Below are 19,004 nucleotides of genomic sequence, written 5' to 3'. Positions count from 1 at the left end.
CGCCAGTCACCTCAACACATCGAGTGCTCAACTGGTGGATTTTTTCAATCGGCTCATCTCCCGCGTCCGACGTCGTTGCCAAAGAACCAAACGCAAGGCAAAACCAGGAACAATTGAGTTGCTCGCCAACCCAGACCTCCTCGAGTACTGCTTAACTTGATGCCTATGAGGTCAGCGCAGCGCCACCTACGGGGTCTCGTTGGTCGTGCAACGTCGACCCCGAAGTGGGTCGCAGATCCCGTCATGAATGATCTTCAACCCCATTCGGGGTTGGCTCTTGAGTCTCGCGTCTTATCCGGTGGTGTTCGCTTGCGCTCAAACCACCGGCTACTTTCTATCATCCCTGACGGGATACTTCTGAATATTGAGCAGCTCGTTGGTTCGTCCAATACGATACTCACTCCTCTCCCGTTCTTAAACAAGCACACTCTCCCCCCAGCTCAGACGAGCGGAGTGGTTCGGTTGCTCTGCATCCCACTACCAGCACGCAGAGCCACTACCAAAATCATCCTCACTCAACCCACGAATCGATTCAACACGCGATCGATTTGATCGTAGAACAGTTTCGAATGTCGGCGTTTGAAACGCTTGGCTCTGGCGTGACAGGGTTTCTGAAACAAAGCCTCATCCAGCGTTGTTGTAAATTGATCAGGAAAACGCACGTCCAGATGCGTGCCGATCCCTGCCCCGTCAATCGCCTCCGCAGTCAATCGCTGTTCGAAGAAGAGCGGGCAGGCGATCACGGGCATCCCGTGTAGAAGCGACAGAGCGGTTGATCCGTGGTTGCCATTGTTGATCAGCGCCATGCCCCGCCTCGCGGCCTGTGGAATCGACTGAAAGCCCGAGCAGAGCCGCACGCAATCAGGATCGCATTGCCGCAAGAGTTCATCGCCCACGCCATCGGCGACCAAGTCCACGTGGACGCGGAGTTCCTTCAGAGCTTTGAAAAACTCGCGCCAATGATCAAACGGCTTGAGGTAAGCCAGCACCGACTTCGACGAGCAGTCGCGAATGGCCGCATCGGCATGTCGATCCTCACCCGTCGCTGTCGCACCTTCCCAAACACCATCCCACCGGGACGGTCGCCGCACTGTCGCGTACGGATCCAGCAGGGGCAACGTTGCCAGAACGTCTTCTGGACCACCATGGACGACTTCATCCCATCGCGCGGGAACCGGCAAACCGTTGGCCCGGCACGCCACCGCGATATTCTTCATGGCCGCGATGTAGACATCCGTAGCGGAACCTCGGGGCTCGGAGGCCGAACCTGAGTTCGCAAGCCCATCGTTTTCATCCCGCTTGGTAAACCATGGCAGATCGATTGGAGTCTCACTCCGAGGCGGGCACGTGTACCCCGTACCAATGCGAATGGTTTTGATGCCAAGACATCGAGCGACCAAGCCGGAAATCAAGCCAAAGTCTTGAACGACTAGGTCAGGGCGAGAGCGATCCAGAATCTGACACCACGCGCGGACGACGGATCGCAGACGATTGACATCGTGAACCCCCAAATTCCATGCAATCGTCGCTAGATTCCTTGGTGGCACCGCGGCGGTTCGCGCGCAGCCTTTCAGGGCAGGGCAGGGTAGAACGCGATGCGAGAATCTCTTTGCTTGCCTCGGTAATCGGTCGCTCTCCTTCAGCACCCATAGGACTTCATGGCCGGCCCCAGACATCGCCTCGGCGATCGGCAAGAATCGTCGCACATGACCCGACCCCGCCCCCCATTCCCATGCATACAAAACGCGACAAGGTTGACGGGCCTGACTCAACGAACCCAGCCCGCAAACGTCGACTCCAACTCGCCTGCTAGACCGTGAGGGTTCGTCAAAGCACCGTGATGAAAACGATTCCAGACCTCCGCTCGCAACCCCTTCAAACCCTCCCGGTCATGCAACAATTCAACGGCGATCTCAACGTACTCATCACTGTCGTCGGCAACGAGCTCCTGCAATCCCATGCGGATGAACATTGCTGAGGTTGCACGGTGAGCGTAGTAGTCACCGCAACAGGAAATGATGGGCGTGCCGACACACAAACACTCCAACGACGTCATCGTGCCTTGATAGGGAAATGCATCCAGTGCCAGATCGACATTCGCCATCGTTTGCAGGTGTTCCTGGAGCGTTTCAGCTCGCGTGCGGAATTGCAATCGATGCGGCGGCACGCCATGGGCAGCAAACGCCTGCCGATACCGATCTCGCAAGATGGAGACGCCGAAACGGTCTCCATACTTAAACAGTATCGATGCTTGTGGAACGCGTTTTAAGATCTGAGCATACGCTGCAATCGCAGCTGGCGAAATCTTGGCGACATTATTGAATACGCCCAGTACCGGTTGCTTGCCCAAAACAGGTGAAATGTCCTGAGCGATTTCATAGGGTCGCCAGGCAAGATGGGCGTGCTCCAGCCAAACCAGCTGTTCACCATACAAATGATCGGTCAATCCCGGCGGGTCGGCAAACCGATCCGTCAACCGATAGTCCATGGCCGGGATCGCTGACGTGTGGGGGTATCCTAAAAAGGAAGCTTGAACGGGAGCCAATCTCCGAGCGAGTAGCTTGAGTCGGTTCGCTCCCCCCGTGTAACCACCCAAATCAACCAGCACATCGAGTTCGTCCTTGCGTACGCTTTCGGACAACCGATCACCCGACCAGCCATGCACATTGGTGAAGTAATCCACCGACTCGTTAATCTCGTGCGTCGTCGCATCGGAGATTTTTCCATCATGGTAAACGTTGATCTCGCACCGCTGCCGGTCGTGCGATTGCAAGATAGGCAGGATGATCTTGCCGACCGGATGGGTATAAAAATCACTACCCAAATAACCCACCCGCACTCGTTCTGCAGCCATTCGGGGGCGAGTTGGAACGGCATCCGATGGCTGCGTAAAATGCATCCCAATGCGAAAGTGCTCATTGGAAATCTCGGCCGCTGAGTAGCGATCCGAATAGTTCATGTAGAGCAGATAGTTGGCAGCCGCACCGGTATGCCGGGCGTCGGTACGCAACAACTGACGGCAATAGGATATCGACTCATCCGTCTCACCAACTCCCGCCAGTAGAATGGAGAGCTGGAACAGGTTGCCCTGATGCCTCGGATCGACTTGCGCCCAGCGACGGCGAATCGGGATCGATTCATACTTCCGCTCGCCGCGATCGAGCATATCGCATGTTGCCGAGAACAATCGCACTGAAATCGCAGCCGGGTGCTGCGAAACGCCTTTGGATGCATTCATTCGCTTCAACAACAGATCGGCAGCCTCATCGACTTGACCGATCCATCCCAGTGCCTCGGCCAATCTCAATGTGCTTTCCACATCGCCACTGGACTCTTCGAACGCTTGCCGAGCCTGCACCACGGCCTCGTCCCAATCCGTCGGCCGATCGCTCCGCACCCGAGACGTCCGTGCTGATTGCGATTCTCCGAGGATCGGCTGGACAGATGCAGAGTCGGCCTGGATCGCCTTGGAGCAGGTCGCAGGCAATCGCTGAGAGGGCGCAACAATGGCGCCGGATGGACTGCCGATCCCTGCGGCTCCAGCGTACCAACGACCTCGAAGAGGTTCCGGCGTCGGATACCCGAGCAACTCCAACGTCGCAAAAAAATCGTCGTTGTGGCGCAGGGATTTCCAGAATTCCGGATCGACGGCTTCGCGAGGTTTCGGGGCAATTACCCCACGCTCTCGCTTCGCCGCAGCACCTGTGATCTTGTCGTAGCTCTGCCAACGCTGTCTCCATCGGTCATCGTAGGGAAACCCGAGCACATCACAGATTTTTCTCAGAGCCGTACCCGGACAATGCAGGAAATCTTCATACCGTACCCAGGGCATTGCCTGAACGTGCTCGGCAAAGGCACGCATTCCCCGCCATATCAATCCGTCATCCCACACAGCCCCCAATGCTTCCATGCGTTTGGAAACTAAAAATTGATCGACCGGATGCCTGACTGTTGCACACCTCGCCATCCACCATTCGTTGCCGACGAGGCATTCCTTCTTGTCGAATGCACAATCGGGCGGAACGCGTTGGTTGCCGCGATTGAGATCCTTCTCCTGATCTGCCAATTCTTCGCTGGCCGCTCTTGCACTCGATGAGAATGTATCCCAAGCGGACTTCATCGTTGGCTGAGTGAATGGGAAACCGATCCAATCGACATGCGACCAATCTCGCACAACAAGCGTCATTCCGCGATCGCTTGCCCGTTGTGCGATCAAATTCATGGCCGATCGAAACAACTTCTTATTTCCTGGAGGGATCTTTTGCACCTCCGCCTGTTCCATTAACCCATGCCAATGTGCCGCCTGCCATAGCGGATTGAAACGGTCTGTCCCACCAGGACTGATCTCGCTCAACAAACACACGTTCTCCATCGATGCCAAGCAGCGCGATATAAGAGTTCCGCCCGTCCGTGCCAAATGATGAAGAAGAGGCATCGAGTGTGGTTTCCCCGGCGCAACGCCGAATTCACAATGAAACAGCCAACTTTACACGAACCAATAGAGCATACTGGCTAGTAAAAAGCCAATCGACGACGGAGGGATGCTCGAAGCAAGCGAGATTGACACGACAATCGCGCCGCGATGCAGACGCAAACTGGGAATGCAAACCCCTTTCTGGCGTCAACGCGTTTCTCGCGGAGCGAACGACGTCGCGGTCACAACCCGCGAACGCAACAGCAGCTTGCAACCCGCAAAGACAGGTGGTCGAGTGCACAAGATCGTTTGTTGGAGTGTTTTATGGTCTCACTCATGGCGACACGTTCTTTCGAGCTTTGATGAAATTGTTTTCCACCAGCCAATGCTCGAGACGCTGGAAGCCGGGCGTGTCGATGACGTCAAGTTGACGTTTCCGCTGGCTCTCAACACGATCGACGACCGACGCATCTGCAAATGAGCCGAATGTTGGATCTGCCCCGGCGATAACCATGGCGTAGGCCAACACAGGACGTTCAAAGGCGACCATCGTAGCCGCGGGCACAGATCCAATGATGTCATCCTCCAACCAGCAATCGGGATCGGTCCCGGCTCGGATCAACTCCGCAAGAAGAGAACAACGCACGCTATAAAAGAAGGGAAAGCGAGCAATTCGAGAGAGCAAGTTACCTCCGTTATAGTCCCGTTGATCTGGCGAGTCAGAGTATGGAATCGCTGCTTGCAAAAAGTTAAACTCCAGGAACTCGATGGCGGCAAACATGACGGTGTCACCACGAAACAGCGGCCTCTGATTCGTTCGGTGGATGTCGCCAGTTAGTGCAAGATCAGGGTTAGCCCCATGAACTAGTAACAGTTCAAACGCTTGTATGTTTCTGTCGAGCAACGCCCAGAACAGCAGTGTCACCCCATGGTCTCCCACAAGGTTGACATCACCGCCTTGACCAATCCACGCCAGGAGCTGCTTAGGATCTCTCGAGGAAATGCTCTCGCATCCCGAGATGGCCTCGGAGGTGTGGAAGAACGTGTCGAACTCCCACTTCTCACGTTGCCAGTGTGTCAACTTATCGTAGTGAATGACGTAATCCAATTTCTCAGCAATCTGCTTGTACTTTGTCGTCGCATCGACAAACGCTTGCGTCTTGGATCGCACAGATTGAACCGCTGACCAGCCCAGGTAAGCAAAAGCAGCAAGTGCTGCCATTACGCACGCGAGCAATATAGCTCGTTGACTTCTCGTCGTGTTTCTCAAGGTTCACTCCCTCCCCTTCGACCAAGCAAAGAGCCCGAAGACCGATCCAAATGGATCTCCATCGCTGAGCGGTTTACACTCCATTGGGCGGACAAGCCGTATTGCACTGCGGACGATGGGCGTCCACCGTTCATTCCGCTCGACCGTGGCTCGTTACGTGATTCAATATACAGTGGCGCCCGCCGCTCGCTCGATTGAAGCGTATCGTGAGAATAGTGTCATTGGATCACGCTAAACGCTGCTTTGGATGGCATTCGTTTCTCTAAAATGCTGTCAATCGCCAGCTTGGCTTCGACGCCTCGCTTCTCTTTCAAGGCGTGCCTTACGATTCTTCAGCCGTAGAATCTCGCCTTCCCTGAACCATCCGGGGCGGCCCGGATTCTGCTTCGAAAGCTTTGCCCAGCGTTCAATGTCCTCCTGAGCCTGATCAACATCATAACCTTCTGATCGCAGAGCAGAGATAAATCGCTGCATCGATGCGTACTCACGTGGAATCTTCACCCCCCTTCTATTATCGACTGAACGCTTAATTACAAGCACAGAGTGGATAGTGTTTCCGAGCCGCTCATCACTCGCAACCGTAGGGTCCGCGCCCATTTCGAGCAGCTCGATTGCCAGGTCGTACTGTCCATATCGCCCTACGGCCGTTTCGATGGGTGTCGCCTCCAAATGATCGATCTCGTTGAGATCGGCTCCGTTGGCGATGGCAGCTGCCATGCGTTCGTTCGCATTTAGCACTCCCGCTCGAATGATCTCGTGCAACACACTATCGCCGTAGCGGCCCGGAAGCGTGGGATCTCCGCCATGTTTCATCACTTCGAGAAACTGCGTCGGGAACTGTGACCGGCCTGCCAAATGCATCACCGTGTCCCCCACGCGAAACACGTTGGGCAAGTTCAGATTGGACGTCAGTCGGACACCGGAATCCGCGCCGTTCTCCAAAAGGAGCACAAACCGCTCCGGCTGGTTGTCGGGAAATGCCCAGAAGAGAGGCGTCACTCCACCTTTTCCCACTGCATTGACATCAGCACCTGCGGCGATCAGCCGCCTCATCTCCTCGAGATCGTTCTCCTTAATGGCTTCACAAAGATCGACCACTTGCTCATCCTCAAAGTAGTCAGCGGCATGCAGATTGAACTTCTGATGGAAACTGGAGGAGGGAAGCAATGGACGTATCACAGCCGGAACTTCACATCCAGACGTCACTGCAAGAACCAGCACCGCTCCGCACCAGTTCAGCAGCGTGATTGAATCACTTTTCAGAAATCGGCTAGCCATCCGACTCGCTCTCATGGCGACACGTTCTTTCGAGCTTTGATGAAATTGTTTTCCACCAGCCAATGCTCGAGACGCTGGAAGCCGGGCGTGTCGATGACGTCAAGTTGACGTTTCCGCTTGCTCTCAACACAATCGACAACTGACGCATCTGCAAAAGAGCCGAATGTTGGGTCCGCCCCAGCAATAATCATTGCGTAGGCTAACACTGGACGGTCAAAGGCGACCATCGTAGCCGCGGGCACAGACCCTATGATGTCATCCTCCAGCCAGCAATTGGGATCGGCCCCGGCTCGGATCAACTCCGCAAGAAGAGAACAACGCACGCTATAAAAGAAGGGAAAGCGAGCAATCCGTGAGAGCAAGTTACCTCCGTTATAGTCTCGCTGATCTGGCGAGTTAGAGTATGGGATCGCTGCTTGCAGAAAGTCAAACTCCAGGAGTTCGATGGCGGCAAACATGACGGTGTCGCCACGAAACAGCGGCCTCTGATTCGTTCGTTGGATATTGCCAGTTAGTGCAAGATCGGGATCGGCCCCATGCATCAACAACAGTTCAAAGGCTTTTATATTTCTGTCAAGCAACGCCCAGAACAGCAGTGTAATACCGTGATCTCCTACGAGGTTAACATCACCATTTTGCCGAATCCATGACCTAAGCTCCTTGGGGTCTCTCGAGGAAACGCTCTGGCAGCCCGAAATGGCCTCCGAAGTATGAAAGAATGTGTCAAACTCCCACTTCTCACGTTGCCAGTGTGTCAACTTATCGTAGTGAATGACGTAATCCAACTTCTCAGCAATCTGCTTGTACTTTGTCGTCGCATCGACGAACGCTCGCGTCTTGGATCGAACAGACTGAACCGCTGACCAGCCCAGGTACGCAGAAACACCAAGTGCTACCATTACCAACGCGTACATCGCAACCTGCTGACTCGCATTCAATCTCCTCACTGGATAACTCCCCCATTTCCCAGGCCACTTGGGACGTGATAGACATTCCACCCGGGGCCGTGCATCACACCGTAATAGATTGAATCAAACCCATGGGATTTGAGTAGCTTATCACCTGCGTTCAACGCCGTCTGGTAGTCGAATTCAAAGTGCGGGTAGTACTGCATCAAAGGACCTACATCGAATTCTACGTTCACGAGGCCAGTTAGAACAGCAATGAGACTTGCGCTATCAGGATCGCTCAGCAGATCCTGTACGTCGTGCAGGAACTCGGACTCACTCGCGGTCAGGTCATAGATTCCTTCAATAAAATGAACCGGGTGCCCCACTGCATCGGGAAGATAGAGCCTATCACCGACTTTAATTTCGACTGAATTCTGCAGAAAACTTAGTAGGTCAGGCGCATCTCGCGTCCCGTCGGAGCGTGTATAGGATGTCCAGACTTGGTACGATGTAACATACTCGCTCCCACGATCAAACCGCGACCGAGCGCCGGGCACTAGGTCGATGTCTTCAATTGGATCAGCAAGGGCCTCCTTCACGAGTCCTGCGGCATTGAACGTTTCTGCTTGGATTGCCGCTGCTATTGCCCCGGCACTCGCCAAACCACCTCCGAGAGAGTGTCCTGTCAAGCTCAATCGGCCGTGATATTCTGGAACTAGTGTTAGTAGCTCGGACAAAACCGCGGCGACGCTGTACATTCTGGAATACTCCGCGAGAAGCTGTTCAGCGTTCGCAATGATATCTATCATCTGCGTTGGGTTTGTACCGCGAAACGCAAGGCGATAAGCTTTCTCCTGCGTGTGGTCTCGATACAACCCGATCGCCATGCCCGGCACGGATCGAGTGTCAGTGTCATTGATACTGAATGCGCGGTACTGAAACTGATCAAGAATGAATGCTTGGTCTCTTTGAACTATTTCGCTCGCAGCAAGGTGCTCTGACAATTCTTCAATAGATACTAGCTGAAGACCAAAATCTGAGCTATCGATGGGATCTGCATTCTCATCAGAAATCCCACTGCTATCCCGAGCGCCGTAGACGAGATCGGAAGCGATTGCATTCCGCATCGCCGGAGATTCGAGCAATCTCGGGAGCAGGGAACCGGGAAGCACATTGACATACTGCACCATGTCAGAAAGCTCTAAGTTCTCGATGCCGGACACATTTATCTCAAGTGTGTTGACGGGCCGCCCCGCATTGTCAATCTCCCACTTCGTGTCATGCGACTCTTTTGTCCACATGGCCTCTAGATAAATCGTGAATGATCCAGTTGCGGGGCTGTAGTTGAGATCCGATAGCGAATACGTACCGAAGACATTGGAAAGTTTGTTGCCTCCGTCGCGGACGTCACTCGCTTCACGGTTTGGATCCGCCTTGTAAGTATTCCAGAATCGTGTCACTCCGGAATCCTCCAGACTTCCAATTAACGTAACCTGGATGTTTGGATCATTTACATTGAGTCCTTGTGGGAGACGCACCCGAACCGGCGTGAAATTCGGGGCATCTTCGTATAACAACTTCCCAATCCCATACCTGCTTGATTCCAGGTACTCCTCCCACTCCGAGTTGTCTGGGTAGCCGAAGCCGTTGTTGTTATCGCTGTCAATGTCGACATCGATGCCCCAGATGGTGACATCGACGTGCCCGAGAAAGACCGTTCGCTCGGGCTCTCCGTTGGGTGGCTGGGCGTCGCCGAAGTTGGGCTTCCAGCTGAGCGAGATTCGCGTCGCTCCGATGCCGATGCCTTCGATCCATACATCGGATTCGCCACGATACGGATGGAGAACATCCTTCTGAATCCCCGGCGTGTATTGATGGTTCTTTTCGGGAGAGTCCCAGAGTTTGATCTGCCGCGTGTCGTAACCGAGAAAGAAATAGCCGTCGGGCTCTTGCGGCTCTTCTTCGGCGTCTCCAGGAGGATCGCTACCTGTTTCAGGACCTCCGTCCGGCCCATCATCATCTGGAGCAACGGGTTGGGCAGCCTCGGCAAATCGTCCTGTGAAGGCTTGAAGCGACAACTTGACAATATCATCTTCTTGTACAGATGCACCTTCGTGCATGTCTTCTGTATCGTTCTCATCGTCATCATCGTTGTTTCGAGTGACATTAGCGGACTGAATCAGGTAGCTGGTCTGGCCTTGATCGTCGTCGTGGAGCGTGACCGTGATCGGGTGCAGCGAGAGTCCATCCTCGGGCATGGGCCGCGTGACACGTATCGTTTTCGTTTCAGTCGGCTGGTACTCGAGCGTCGTCGGGTGCAGGGTCGTCGCTTCGTCGTTGGCTTCCGTGGTGACTCCGTCGGGCCATTTGACGGTGACGTGATGCCGGTCCCAGACACCAGGATCCCAGAGGGAGGATGTGACGACGAGGAACTCGTCACCCTCAGCATCTGTCTCCGTCGTCACATGCGGCCGGGATGTGAAGAGCGGACTGACATTGCTGATCTTGGCCGTATCTTCAATGAGTTCACTGGTGAATTCGATCCGATAGTCAATGTCATCGCGCCAAGTATCATTGCCGGGCGAGCCACCCTGAAATTCTGACTCGCCATCGTCGGGGATCGTGAAGTACGCATCGAAGCCAGAGTACTGGTCGTAGAGACCGTAGTCTCTACTCCGAGCATAGAATTCACCTGACTTGAACTGAACCATTTCGTCTTCGTCGTCAAAGTCGCCATCGAAGTTGATGTCGGCAAACACTGTTAGGTCGGGGGCATCCCGTTTGCTCCATGGGCCGGACACCCAACCCGCGATGCGGAGCTGCTTCGCTTCGCGAACCGATTGTGGGGGTTGGGTACCATCGAGCGCGTCGTTGAACATCCCCGCACGCAACGCAGCGATGGAGAATGTCAACGGCTCGGCAAAATCCACTTCGGACGTGTCGCTACTTCCAGAGCTCGATCCCGTCGTGCTGCCATCAACTCCGCTATTTGGCGTTTCAGAAGTTGTGATGGTCCCTGAGGTGGCTGAACCGGAGGTGCTGCCATTGGACGAATCGCTCGTCCCGGTAGATTGCGTTGCCGCAGTCGATCCCATTGAGGTTCCATCGCTCTCATCCCAGGTGGTTGTGTAAGTGGTACCGGAGGAAGTGGTCGAAGCCGAACCGCTGGTCGACCCCATGGTGCTGCCAGTCGTTGATCCGGCGCTGACACCCGACGTCGTCCCGTCGACATCGGTTCCGCCAGGCGTTTCCGTTCCCTGGGTGCCCTCATACGGGTCGCCGTGGCTACCGTCCGTTGCTGAGCCACTCGTGCCGTCGTCACTATCGTGAGTGCTGTCATTGTATGGATCATCCAGAGCACCGCCCGTTGCTCCCTCATCTCCCACGCTACCGTCTTCTTCCTTGGGCTCGCAATCATTTAGTCGCGCTTCGACCTGGGCGATGGTCGCATCGATTGCAGCGATCTGGTCGCTGAACCATGAGACCTGAGAGGGATGCGTTGCATCGGCGAGCTGGCTTTGCAAGTCTTCACGCGTTGACTGCAATGTATCCAGCAAAACTTCATCGGCATCGCAGGTACTGGTCACCTGGGTGACGCCACCCATTGACTGCGGAGAGCTCTGCTGCATGGTGTCTTGAGCAGCATCCTGCATTTGAATGGCTGTTAAGACGAGTCCATAATCATTCAGATTGACCACGCCGTTCTGGCTCACGTCCATCGCGTGTGTTTCTGGAAAGCCGATGGGGTCATTGATTGAGTTCAGTATGGCGAGGGCGTCCAGGGACGTGAGATCGCCATCGTTATTGACGTCGCCTACCAATTGAGGGACGTCTTCAGGATCATCTGTCGGATCCGGCGGCGATGGGGCGATCGGGGCCTCGATGTCAGCAGCGAGCAAATGGCGCTGACAAAGCGTTTCAAGTCTCAACGCTCGCGGTGCATCGCGGCGAGAGGGACAGGGGGCGTGAGCACTTCGGTTATGACCGAGGTCACGCAAGGAAATGGAAACTCGTTTCCACGATGATCGTTTCGTTTTCATGATTCACCCGAGCTGTAAAGAAGCAGCTGGCAGGGGCGGGAACCACCCCGATAGAACCACCTTACGGGAAATTGTGCCTCGTGTCACGTAAAATCAAGAATTATTTTTAGTTGTTTTGAGTCGGTTGTTGCTTAGGAGCTCCTGCATATCTCGGCAGTTCGAAGCTTTCGGACAGATGACAGACGCGTTGCCGTCGCATCGCGGCGCGGTCACTCTCGCTGCCTCGCCTAGCGTGGGATGTTCGTGCATCGATAGCAGCGCGGAACGTGCCGCCTCCGGTTGGTACGCTCTATCACGATGGGCGTGAAGTCACGCTTGACTGCGGCAGCAGTAGCTCGGATGCCGATAAATCGAACCAGGTGTTTAGCTCCGTCGCCGAGCAAGCCGGTTCATACTTTGCCAAGCGGGAGTCACGCAGAGAGATTTCTAGCAACACGCGTATCTCAACAGACGCGACCCCGCACGTGCTGGCTCCTCCTGTGCTATAAATGGAGGCCGACAGTCTGCTACCCACCCCCCCCCCACACAATTCCCACCGGGTTCGTCGATGACGCGACGCCAGTTTTGTTAGGTTGTCGCTGGAACTGCGGCTTCGACGCGAGTTCCTGATTGTGGTATGGCAAACGCTTCAACAGCGAGGCGACCCAACTACATCTCTGGATCGTGCCGTTGCGGCCAATGCTCCCGTGGCGAACATCGCCGCGGAAGTTTGTGAGACCTGCGTTACTGCGATCGATAAGTGAATCTCGAGCGAGATTGTGTAGCCGCGTTGTCGAGCGATGCCGTCCCCTCCCGTTTTCTCTCTGTAACACTGCCGAGGACCATGGAAAAAGTTTTGATCGTGATTGGTGACGCCAGCGAAACGCTGGACACCATGTATCCGTACTACCGTTTGCAGGAAGCAGGGTTTCAACCTGTCGTTACCGCCCCGGAGCAGCGACGTTATCAGATGGTGATGCACGAAGTGAAACCAGGATGGACGATCACTAAAGAATGGGAAGGCTACACGATCGATTGTGATGTGCCGTTCAGTGAAGTTAACTCCGAGGAGTACGCCGGTATTATGTTTTCGGGTGGCCGTGCGCCCGAGTACATTCGCTACGACAAAGACTTGGTGCGAATCACCAGGCATTTCTTTGCAGCCAACAAGCCGATAGCATCGGTTTGTCATGGGGTCGAGATTCCTGCGTATGCGGATTGTGTGCGTGGTCGCCGGATGGCGACGGTGCCCAAATGCCAGTTCGACCTGGAAGTCTGCGGCGGTATCTTTGTCGACGAGGCCTGTGTGATCGACGGCAACCTAGTCAGTGGCCGGACGTTTCATGACAACGGACATTACGTGGGGCCGTGGATCGAGATGTTGGTCAAGGCACGTGATGCCGCCGTGGTGACCTGATGCACATCCTGATTGCGAATGTTCCGATAGCTGTGATTTTTTGGGCTGCTCTGGCAGTAGCGGAAGAGTCTCGCCCGGACCCCGAAGATCATCGCGACCGAGCCACCGCGCCCGTAGTGGCGGGATTTGATCGCTTTGCGCGGCACGGTGATATCGATGGTATCCAAGGTGGACGGCTGTTGTTGAGCGAGTTGAGTTGCACGGCCTGCCATTCCAGTGGCGGCGCAGCCGCCGGTAAGAACGCCCCTGACGCCAAGTCCTCTGACAAATCGCCGCCTGACCAGCAGATTGCCCCCAAGGGTGGGCCGCGACTTCATAGTGCGGGGCGTCGCTATTCTCAGGCGTGGTTGGCCGAATTCATCGCCTCGCCCCACCGCGTCAAGCCAGGGACGACGATGCCGGATTTGCTAGGCAGTCGGCCCTTGCAGCAGCGACAGGAGATCAGCCGGGCAATCGCGGCGTTTCTTACGCATACACAGCGGGCGGAATATCCCGCGATCAAAGCGAGCGGCTCCACGCCAGTTAGGTTCGAGTTTTGGAATCATGGAGATGCCAATCGCGGTAGCGAGATCTTTCACTCACGCGGCTGCGTGGCGTGTCATTCCAGCGGTGCTGATCGCCCCGTCTCGGAGACCAGCTCGTCTCCGGTCGATGCGTTATTGGATGAACTCGATCCCGAGGAGCTTGAAGAAATGGGGTTAGCGGGCGCCGCTCGCCGTGTGGATTCGATCCCGCTGGGGAGATTGGAAGCCAAGTACGCTCGCAAGTCACTCACTCATTTTCTACACGATCCCGCGCTCACACGTCCCGCTCTGCGGATGCCCGACTTCCAGTTGTCGACTTCCGATGCGGCTGATTTAGCCGAATACCTGCTGACGACTTACTCGTTGGATGGCCCCGGGTCGGGAACTTCGCGGTCGGGTGCTTCGCGGTCGGGGACGCCGAGTGGCGGCTCCGCCAACGATGCTGCCCTCGTGGCGAAGGGGCGCCAGTGGTTCAACGAGTTGAACTGTTCAAGCTGTCATGACACATCATCCGAAACAGCGAAGGTCGAGGCACTGCCATTGTCAGCAGTCGACGCTTCGGCTGGCCATGGCTGTTTGTCAGATTCGCCGCATCGTTCCGTTCATTATTCGCTCGATCGCGTGCAGCGAGATGCGATTGGTGATGCGATCGGAGGTATCCAGTCAGGAAGGACGTTTACCGCAACCGAGCAACTCGATGGCATTCTGCTGGCGACAAATTGTTACGGCTGCCATCAACGCGAGGACATGGGTGGCGTGGGTCGTTACCGAAAATCATTCTTTGAAACCGAGGGGCACGTCGACTTGGGCGATGAGGGTCGTTTGCCACCACCACTGACGGGCGTCGGCAGGAAGCTGACCTCTGCTCACCTCACCAATGTCCTCTCAGGCAAGGCGGCGGCAGTCCGTCCATATATGCAGATTCAGATGCCTCGTTTCTCGCCCGATGTCACGCGATCTGTGCCAACGTTGTTCGCCGAGGTCGATCAAGCTCATTCCGTTAGCGAAAAACAGGTGTTCGGGGATGCGGCAGGCTTGGCCGAGGCCGGGCGTGAGCTAATGGACATTGGCTGTGTGCAGTGTCATGCCTTTGCAGGAAACTCATTGCCGGGTGTTGTTGGAATCGATCTAAGCAAGATTGGTTCTCGCATCCAGCCAGCATGGTTTGAGGAGTTTTTGCTTGATCCTGGGGCGGTCAAGGCACGCACGCGGATGCCAACGTTTTTCATTGATGGAAAAAGCCCCAGGCCCGATCTTCTCGGGGGCGACCCGAAACGACAAATCGTCGCAATGTGGATGTATCTCAAGGCGTTGCCAAAACACTCGTTGCCACGCAAGATTGAGAGATCGAGAGCAGAAAGCTATGAGCTTGATCCACAAGGCCAACCACTGGTTCTGCGAACATTCATGAAGGCGGCGGGAACGCACGCAATCGCAGTGGGGTTTGCTGAAGACGTTCACTTTTCCTACGACGCCGAACAAGTTCGACTGGCGACGGCGTGGCGGGGAAAGTTTCTGGACGCTCGGGGGACGTGGTTCGTCCGCTCCGCTCCGCCGGCTGAACCGCTCGGCAAAGACGTTGTTGACTTCCCCAGCGGATTTTCCTTTGCCAAGCTAAGCGGCAAGAACGAGCCATGGCCTCTTCAGTCCGCAGTGCGTTTCGGGGGCTACCGACTGGGCGACGGACAGACGCCAGAGTTCTTCTACCGCTATGGTGGCTTCGAGGTCAGCGATCAGATTCGGCCTGCCGGTTCGAATCGAGCAATCGATCCAGAAGCGAAACCGGGACTGCAGCGAAGGTTGACAATAGCGCCGTCCCAAGCGAGAGAAAAAGCTCAGGCCGAGGTGGTCTGGTTCCGTGCTCTCAGCGGCCGGGGGCTACAGCGTGTGGATGACCATACGATGCGAAATGAGGCGGGGGTGATGGTTTCCTTGCCACCTTCGCTGGCCAGCGATGCGTACGTTTACGAAGGCGATGGTATGGTCGAGTGGCGTGTCCCGGCACGTGAATTTCCCTTCCAGATTGAGGTTGATTATTCATGGTAGATCGCACGTTTCGGACGAGATGTCTGTGGGGGTTTGTGTTGCTGGTGGTGTCGCCGCAGATCTTGCGAGCAGCTGACGAGAACGACTTTTACCGGATCGTCTCGATTGCGGTGGCCGAAGCGAGCGATTCACGTTCACCTCATTGGCAACCCGCTCCCGACGGCTTGGTAATGGAAGTGAGCGGATTGGCGGCATTGGACGATTCACGTGTTGCGGTCGCCATTCGCAAGGGTGAGATCTGGATTCTGGATGGTGTCTACGACGACCCACCGGCCAATGTTACGTACTCACGATTTGCTTCGGCGCTTCATGAACCGCTCGGGTTGCTGTGGCACAACGACTCGTTTTACGTTACCCAGCGGTCCGAGTTAACTCAGATACGCGATCGCGATGGGGATCAAGTCGCCGACGAGTATTTGACTATCGCGAAAGGCTGGGGGGTGACAGGGCACTATCACGAATACGCCTATGGGCCGAAGCTGGATCATGACGGTAATCTTTGGATCACCCTCAATATTGGTTTAGGGCTGAAGGGTGATCAGCTAAGACGGACTGTCGAGAACAAAACGCTTGGCTACCGCCAAGGATTGTGGCGGGGCTGGGGAATGAAAGTCACGCCGCAAGGCGAAATGATCCCAGTCTGCGCGGGAATGCGGTCGCCATCAGGTTTAGGGGCGAATGCCGATGGCGAGATGTTTTACACCGACCAACAAGGCAACTGGGTAGGCACCAATACGCTGCATCACATGAGGTCAGGAGCCTTCTTCCATCACGCCGAGTCGCTGGCGTCGATCGACCATCCTGCATCACCGCTCAATGATGTAGCATCCGTTCCCAATGGGTTGCCGTTTCCTGACGCCCTCAAAGTATTTCCCCAGCTGGTCCCTCCGGTCGTCTGGTTTCCCTATAAAAAGATGGGGCAATCGGCGACCGATATTATGCTCGATGAGAGCGACGGCAAGTTTGGTCCATTTGCGGGCCAATTGTTTGTCGGTGAATTCACGCAGGCGTCGATCCATCGAGTGTTCATCGAACGTGTCAACGGCGAATTCCAGGGTGCCTGCTTTCCCTTTCGCAGCGGATTTGCTTCGGCAGTTTTACGGATGGCTCAAGGCCACGACGGCAGCATGTTTGTCGGTCTGACCAACCGTGGTTGGAGCAGTCTGGGGGCGGCCTCGTACGGATTGCAACGTTTAGAGTGGACGGGAAAGATGCCACTGGAAATAAAAGAGATGCGGGCTAAGCACGATGGTTTTGAGCTGACCTTCACCAAGCCCATCGATGGCAAAACGGGCAGCGATCCTGCGTCCTATCTGATGTCCAGCTACACGTACCTGTATCAGTCCTCCTACGGCAGCGAAGAAATCCAGAGGAAAGCAATGCCTATCCGGAAAGCCACCGTGTCCGAGGATGGACTGCGGGTCCACTTGACGGTTGATGGGTGCCGCGAAAAGTTCGTTCACGAACTGAATGCGATCGGGGTGCGAAGCAAGTCGGACGAGCCCCTACTTCATTCGCATGCGTACTACACACTCAATGCGATACCCACGTCCGAATAGACGTGTGCCAAAAATTTGTAATCCGAACACGTCAAAGCTATGCTAGTGGCCTTCGCCATATTGAGCCGGCGAGTGATCTTCCTCCCCCCCATGACCTACCTAGAAAGCTGTTTTGATGACAGATCGACGAAATTTCTTGAAGACCTCGGCCACGATGGCCGCCTTGGGATCGGCCACCCTTTCGGCCCAGTCTGCCTCGGCCGCTGCGGGCAGTAACGAGCGGATGCGAATTGGATTCATCGGCCCCGGTGGCCGCGGTTTCAGTGCCCACGTGAAATCATTGTGTGCTCTCCACGCTGCCGGACGAGCGATTGATCTGGTCGGTGTTGCCGAGGTTTACGAAGTCCAACGGGACCGGGTCGCCGATCACATTAAGAAGGAAACCGGCACCGATCCAGGTCGCTATGTCGATTATCGCGATATGATCGAGAAGGAAAATCTGGATGCGGTCTGCATCGGTACTCCAGATCACTGGCACCACAAACAGACCATCGATGCGCTCGCGGCGGGGCTGAACGTCTACTGTGAAAAGCCAATGACGAAAACGGTCCAAGAGGCGTTCGATGTCGAAGACAAATGGCGGGACAGCGGCAAAGTGATGCAGGTCGGTGTGCAGTCGACCAGTCTACCGGTCTGGGATGAGGTGAACAAACTATTGTGCGACGGCAAGCTCGGAAAAGTACTGGGCTTTCAAACGGAGTATTTTCGCAATTCCGATGTGGGGCAATGGCGGTACTACAAGCTGACCCCGGAGATGACGCCCAAGACCATCGACTGGGACCGCTGGCTCGGCCGTGAGCATGACCTCGCTGAAGACATGCCGTTTGACCGCGAAGTCTACAAGCAATGGCGGCGGTTCTGGCCCTTTGGCAGCGGCATGTTTACTGATTTGTTCGTACACCGCACCACGTCGATGCTCAAAGCCACGGGGCTGCGCGTGCCCGGTCGTGTCGTCGGCGCGGGCGGAATCTACCTGGAATACGATGGACGTGGCGTGCCCGATGTGGCGACTGTGGCGGCTGATTTTAACGAAGGCGTTCAGGGATTGATAACGGCAACAATGTGTAACCAGGAGTCGCGCATCAACCAATTGATTCGCGGTCACTATGGAACCTTCGCATTCGGAAACGGCGAAGGATTCGATGGGTTTGATTTTATTCCCGAGCGAGGGCCGGTCACTCACGTCCGCCAAGAGGCTGAACGGATCGCCACGACTCCGGTGAAGAACACCACACTGGCGCACTTCGAGAATTGGCTCGACGCCTGCGAAGCCAATGATCCATCGATGTGCAATAACCAACCCGACCTGGGCGCTGCTGCGATGTCGGTTGTCAATCTCGGAGCACAGAGCTATCGAAATGGCCAAGTGTACTTCGTCGATGATCGTAAGATTTCGGACAAGGACCCCGGTTGGGCGGGGAAATGGGAAGCCCGTTCGGTGGCCGGTGGCCCAGCGTCGCACATCCCCGGCTGGAATGCTGGCGATTACGGCAGCACGCAGTCCGCGCCGGAATACATGAAGTACGGTGGGCCGTGGGTCGATGGAAAAGACCCTGCTAGCGAAACCTGATCGCTGTTTGATTTCCA

11 protein-coding genes are annotated in these 19,004 nt (G+C 55.6%); 5 read left to right on the top strand and 6 right to left on the bottom strand.

The window, feature by feature from the left end; translation table 11 throughout:
* Positions 1-515: 515 nt before the first annotated feature.
* The 6 genes from CA85_RS23145 to CA85_RS23120 form a co-directional block, all read right to left on the bottom strand.
* The gene (locus CA85_RS23145; protein ID WP_222435513.1) at positions 516-1,547 is read right to left on the bottom strand and encodes a glycosyltransferase; all 1,032 of its coding nucleotides are present in this window, start codon (positions 1,545-1,547) and stop codon (positions 516-518) included.
* 221 nt (positions 1,548-1,768) lie between these two features.
* Positions 1,769-4,222 (bottom strand): O-linked N-acetylglucosamine transferase family protein, encoded by a 2,454-nt coding sequence (locus tag CA85_RS23140; RefSeq protein ID WP_186775164.1) that lies wholly within the window; start codon positions 4,220-4,222, stop codon positions 1,769-1,771.
* A 526-nt stretch (positions 4,223-4,748) separates the two neighbouring features.
* Complete coding sequence (locus tag CA85_RS23135; RefSeq protein WP_146393833.1) at positions 4,749-5,636, bottom strand: hypothetical protein; 888 nt, start codon at positions 5,634-5,636, stop codon at positions 4,749-4,751.
* A gap of 321 nt (positions 5,637-5,957) precedes the next feature.
* Complete coding sequence (locus tag CA85_RS23130) at positions 5,958-7,025, bottom strand: ankyrin repeat domain-containing protein (RefSeq protein WP_146393832.1); 1,068 nt, start codon at positions 7,023-7,025, stop codon at positions 5,958-5,960.
* Positions 6,974-7,900: an ankyrin repeat domain-containing protein gene (locus CA85_RS23125; RefSeq protein ID WP_146393830.1), complete on the bottom strand. Its 927-nt coding sequence runs from the start codon at positions 7,898-7,900 to the stop codon at positions 6,974-6,976. Before CA85_RS23125 ends, CA85_RS23130 begins: the two co-directional genes overlap by 52 nt.
* A 5-nt stretch (positions 7,901-7,905) precedes the next feature.
* Positions 7,906-11,892 (bottom strand): dockerin type I repeat-containing protein, encoded by a 3,987-nt coding sequence (locus CA85_RS23120; RefSeq protein WP_146393828.1) that lies wholly within the window; start codon positions 11,890-11,892, stop codon positions 7,906-7,908.
* Between the two features lie 266 nt (positions 11,893-12,158).
* On the opposite strand from CA85_RS23120, the gene CA85_RS23115 reads away from it, so the two are divergent.
* The 5 genes from CA85_RS23115 (at position 12,159) to CA85_RS23095 (ending at position 18,987) form a co-directional block, all read left to right on the top strand.
* Positions 12,159-12,380 carry a hypothetical protein gene (locus CA85_RS23115; RefSeq protein ID WP_146393826.1) on the top strand — a complete coding sequence of 74 codons (222 nt, stop codon included), beginning with the start codon at positions 12,159-12,161 and terminating at the stop codon, positions 12,378-12,380.
* Between the two features lie 335 nt (positions 12,381-12,715).
* Complete coding sequence (locus CA85_RS23110) at positions 12,716-13,288, top strand: DJ-1/PfpI family protein (protein ID WP_146393824.1); 573 nt, start codon at positions 12,716-12,718, stop codon at positions 13,286-13,288.
* 32 nt (positions 13,289-13,320) lie between these two features.
* Positions 13,321-15,858: a c-type cytochrome gene (locus CA85_RS23105; RefSeq protein ID WP_186775163.1), complete on the top strand. Its 2,538-nt coding sequence runs from the start codon at positions 13,321-13,323 to the stop codon at positions 15,856-15,858.
* The gene (locus CA85_RS23100; protein WP_146393820.1) at positions 15,852-17,417 is read left to right on the top strand and encodes a DUF7133 domain-containing protein; all 1,566 of its coding nucleotides are present in this window, start codon (positions 15,852-15,854) and stop codon (positions 17,415-17,417) included. Before CA85_RS23105 ends, CA85_RS23100 begins: the two co-directional genes overlap by 7 nt.
* A gap of 115 nt (positions 17,418-17,532) precedes the next feature.
* Positions 17,533-18,987 carry a Gfo/Idh/MocA family protein gene (locus CA85_RS23095; RefSeq protein WP_146393817.1) on the top strand — a complete coding sequence of 485 codons (1,455 nt, stop codon included), beginning with the start codon at positions 17,533-17,535 and terminating at the stop codon, positions 18,985-18,987.
* The last annotated feature ends 17 nt before the right edge of the window (positions 18,988-19,004 follow it).

Source organism: Allorhodopirellula solitaria (genome assembly GCF_007859855.1).
Classification (GTDB): Bacteria; Planctomycetota; Planctomycetia; order Pirellulales; family Pirellulaceae; genus Rhodopirellula; species Rhodopirellula solitaria.
The sequence above is the reverse complement of the archived record's forward strand: the minus strand, read 5'-3'. Positions and strand labels throughout refer to the sequence as shown.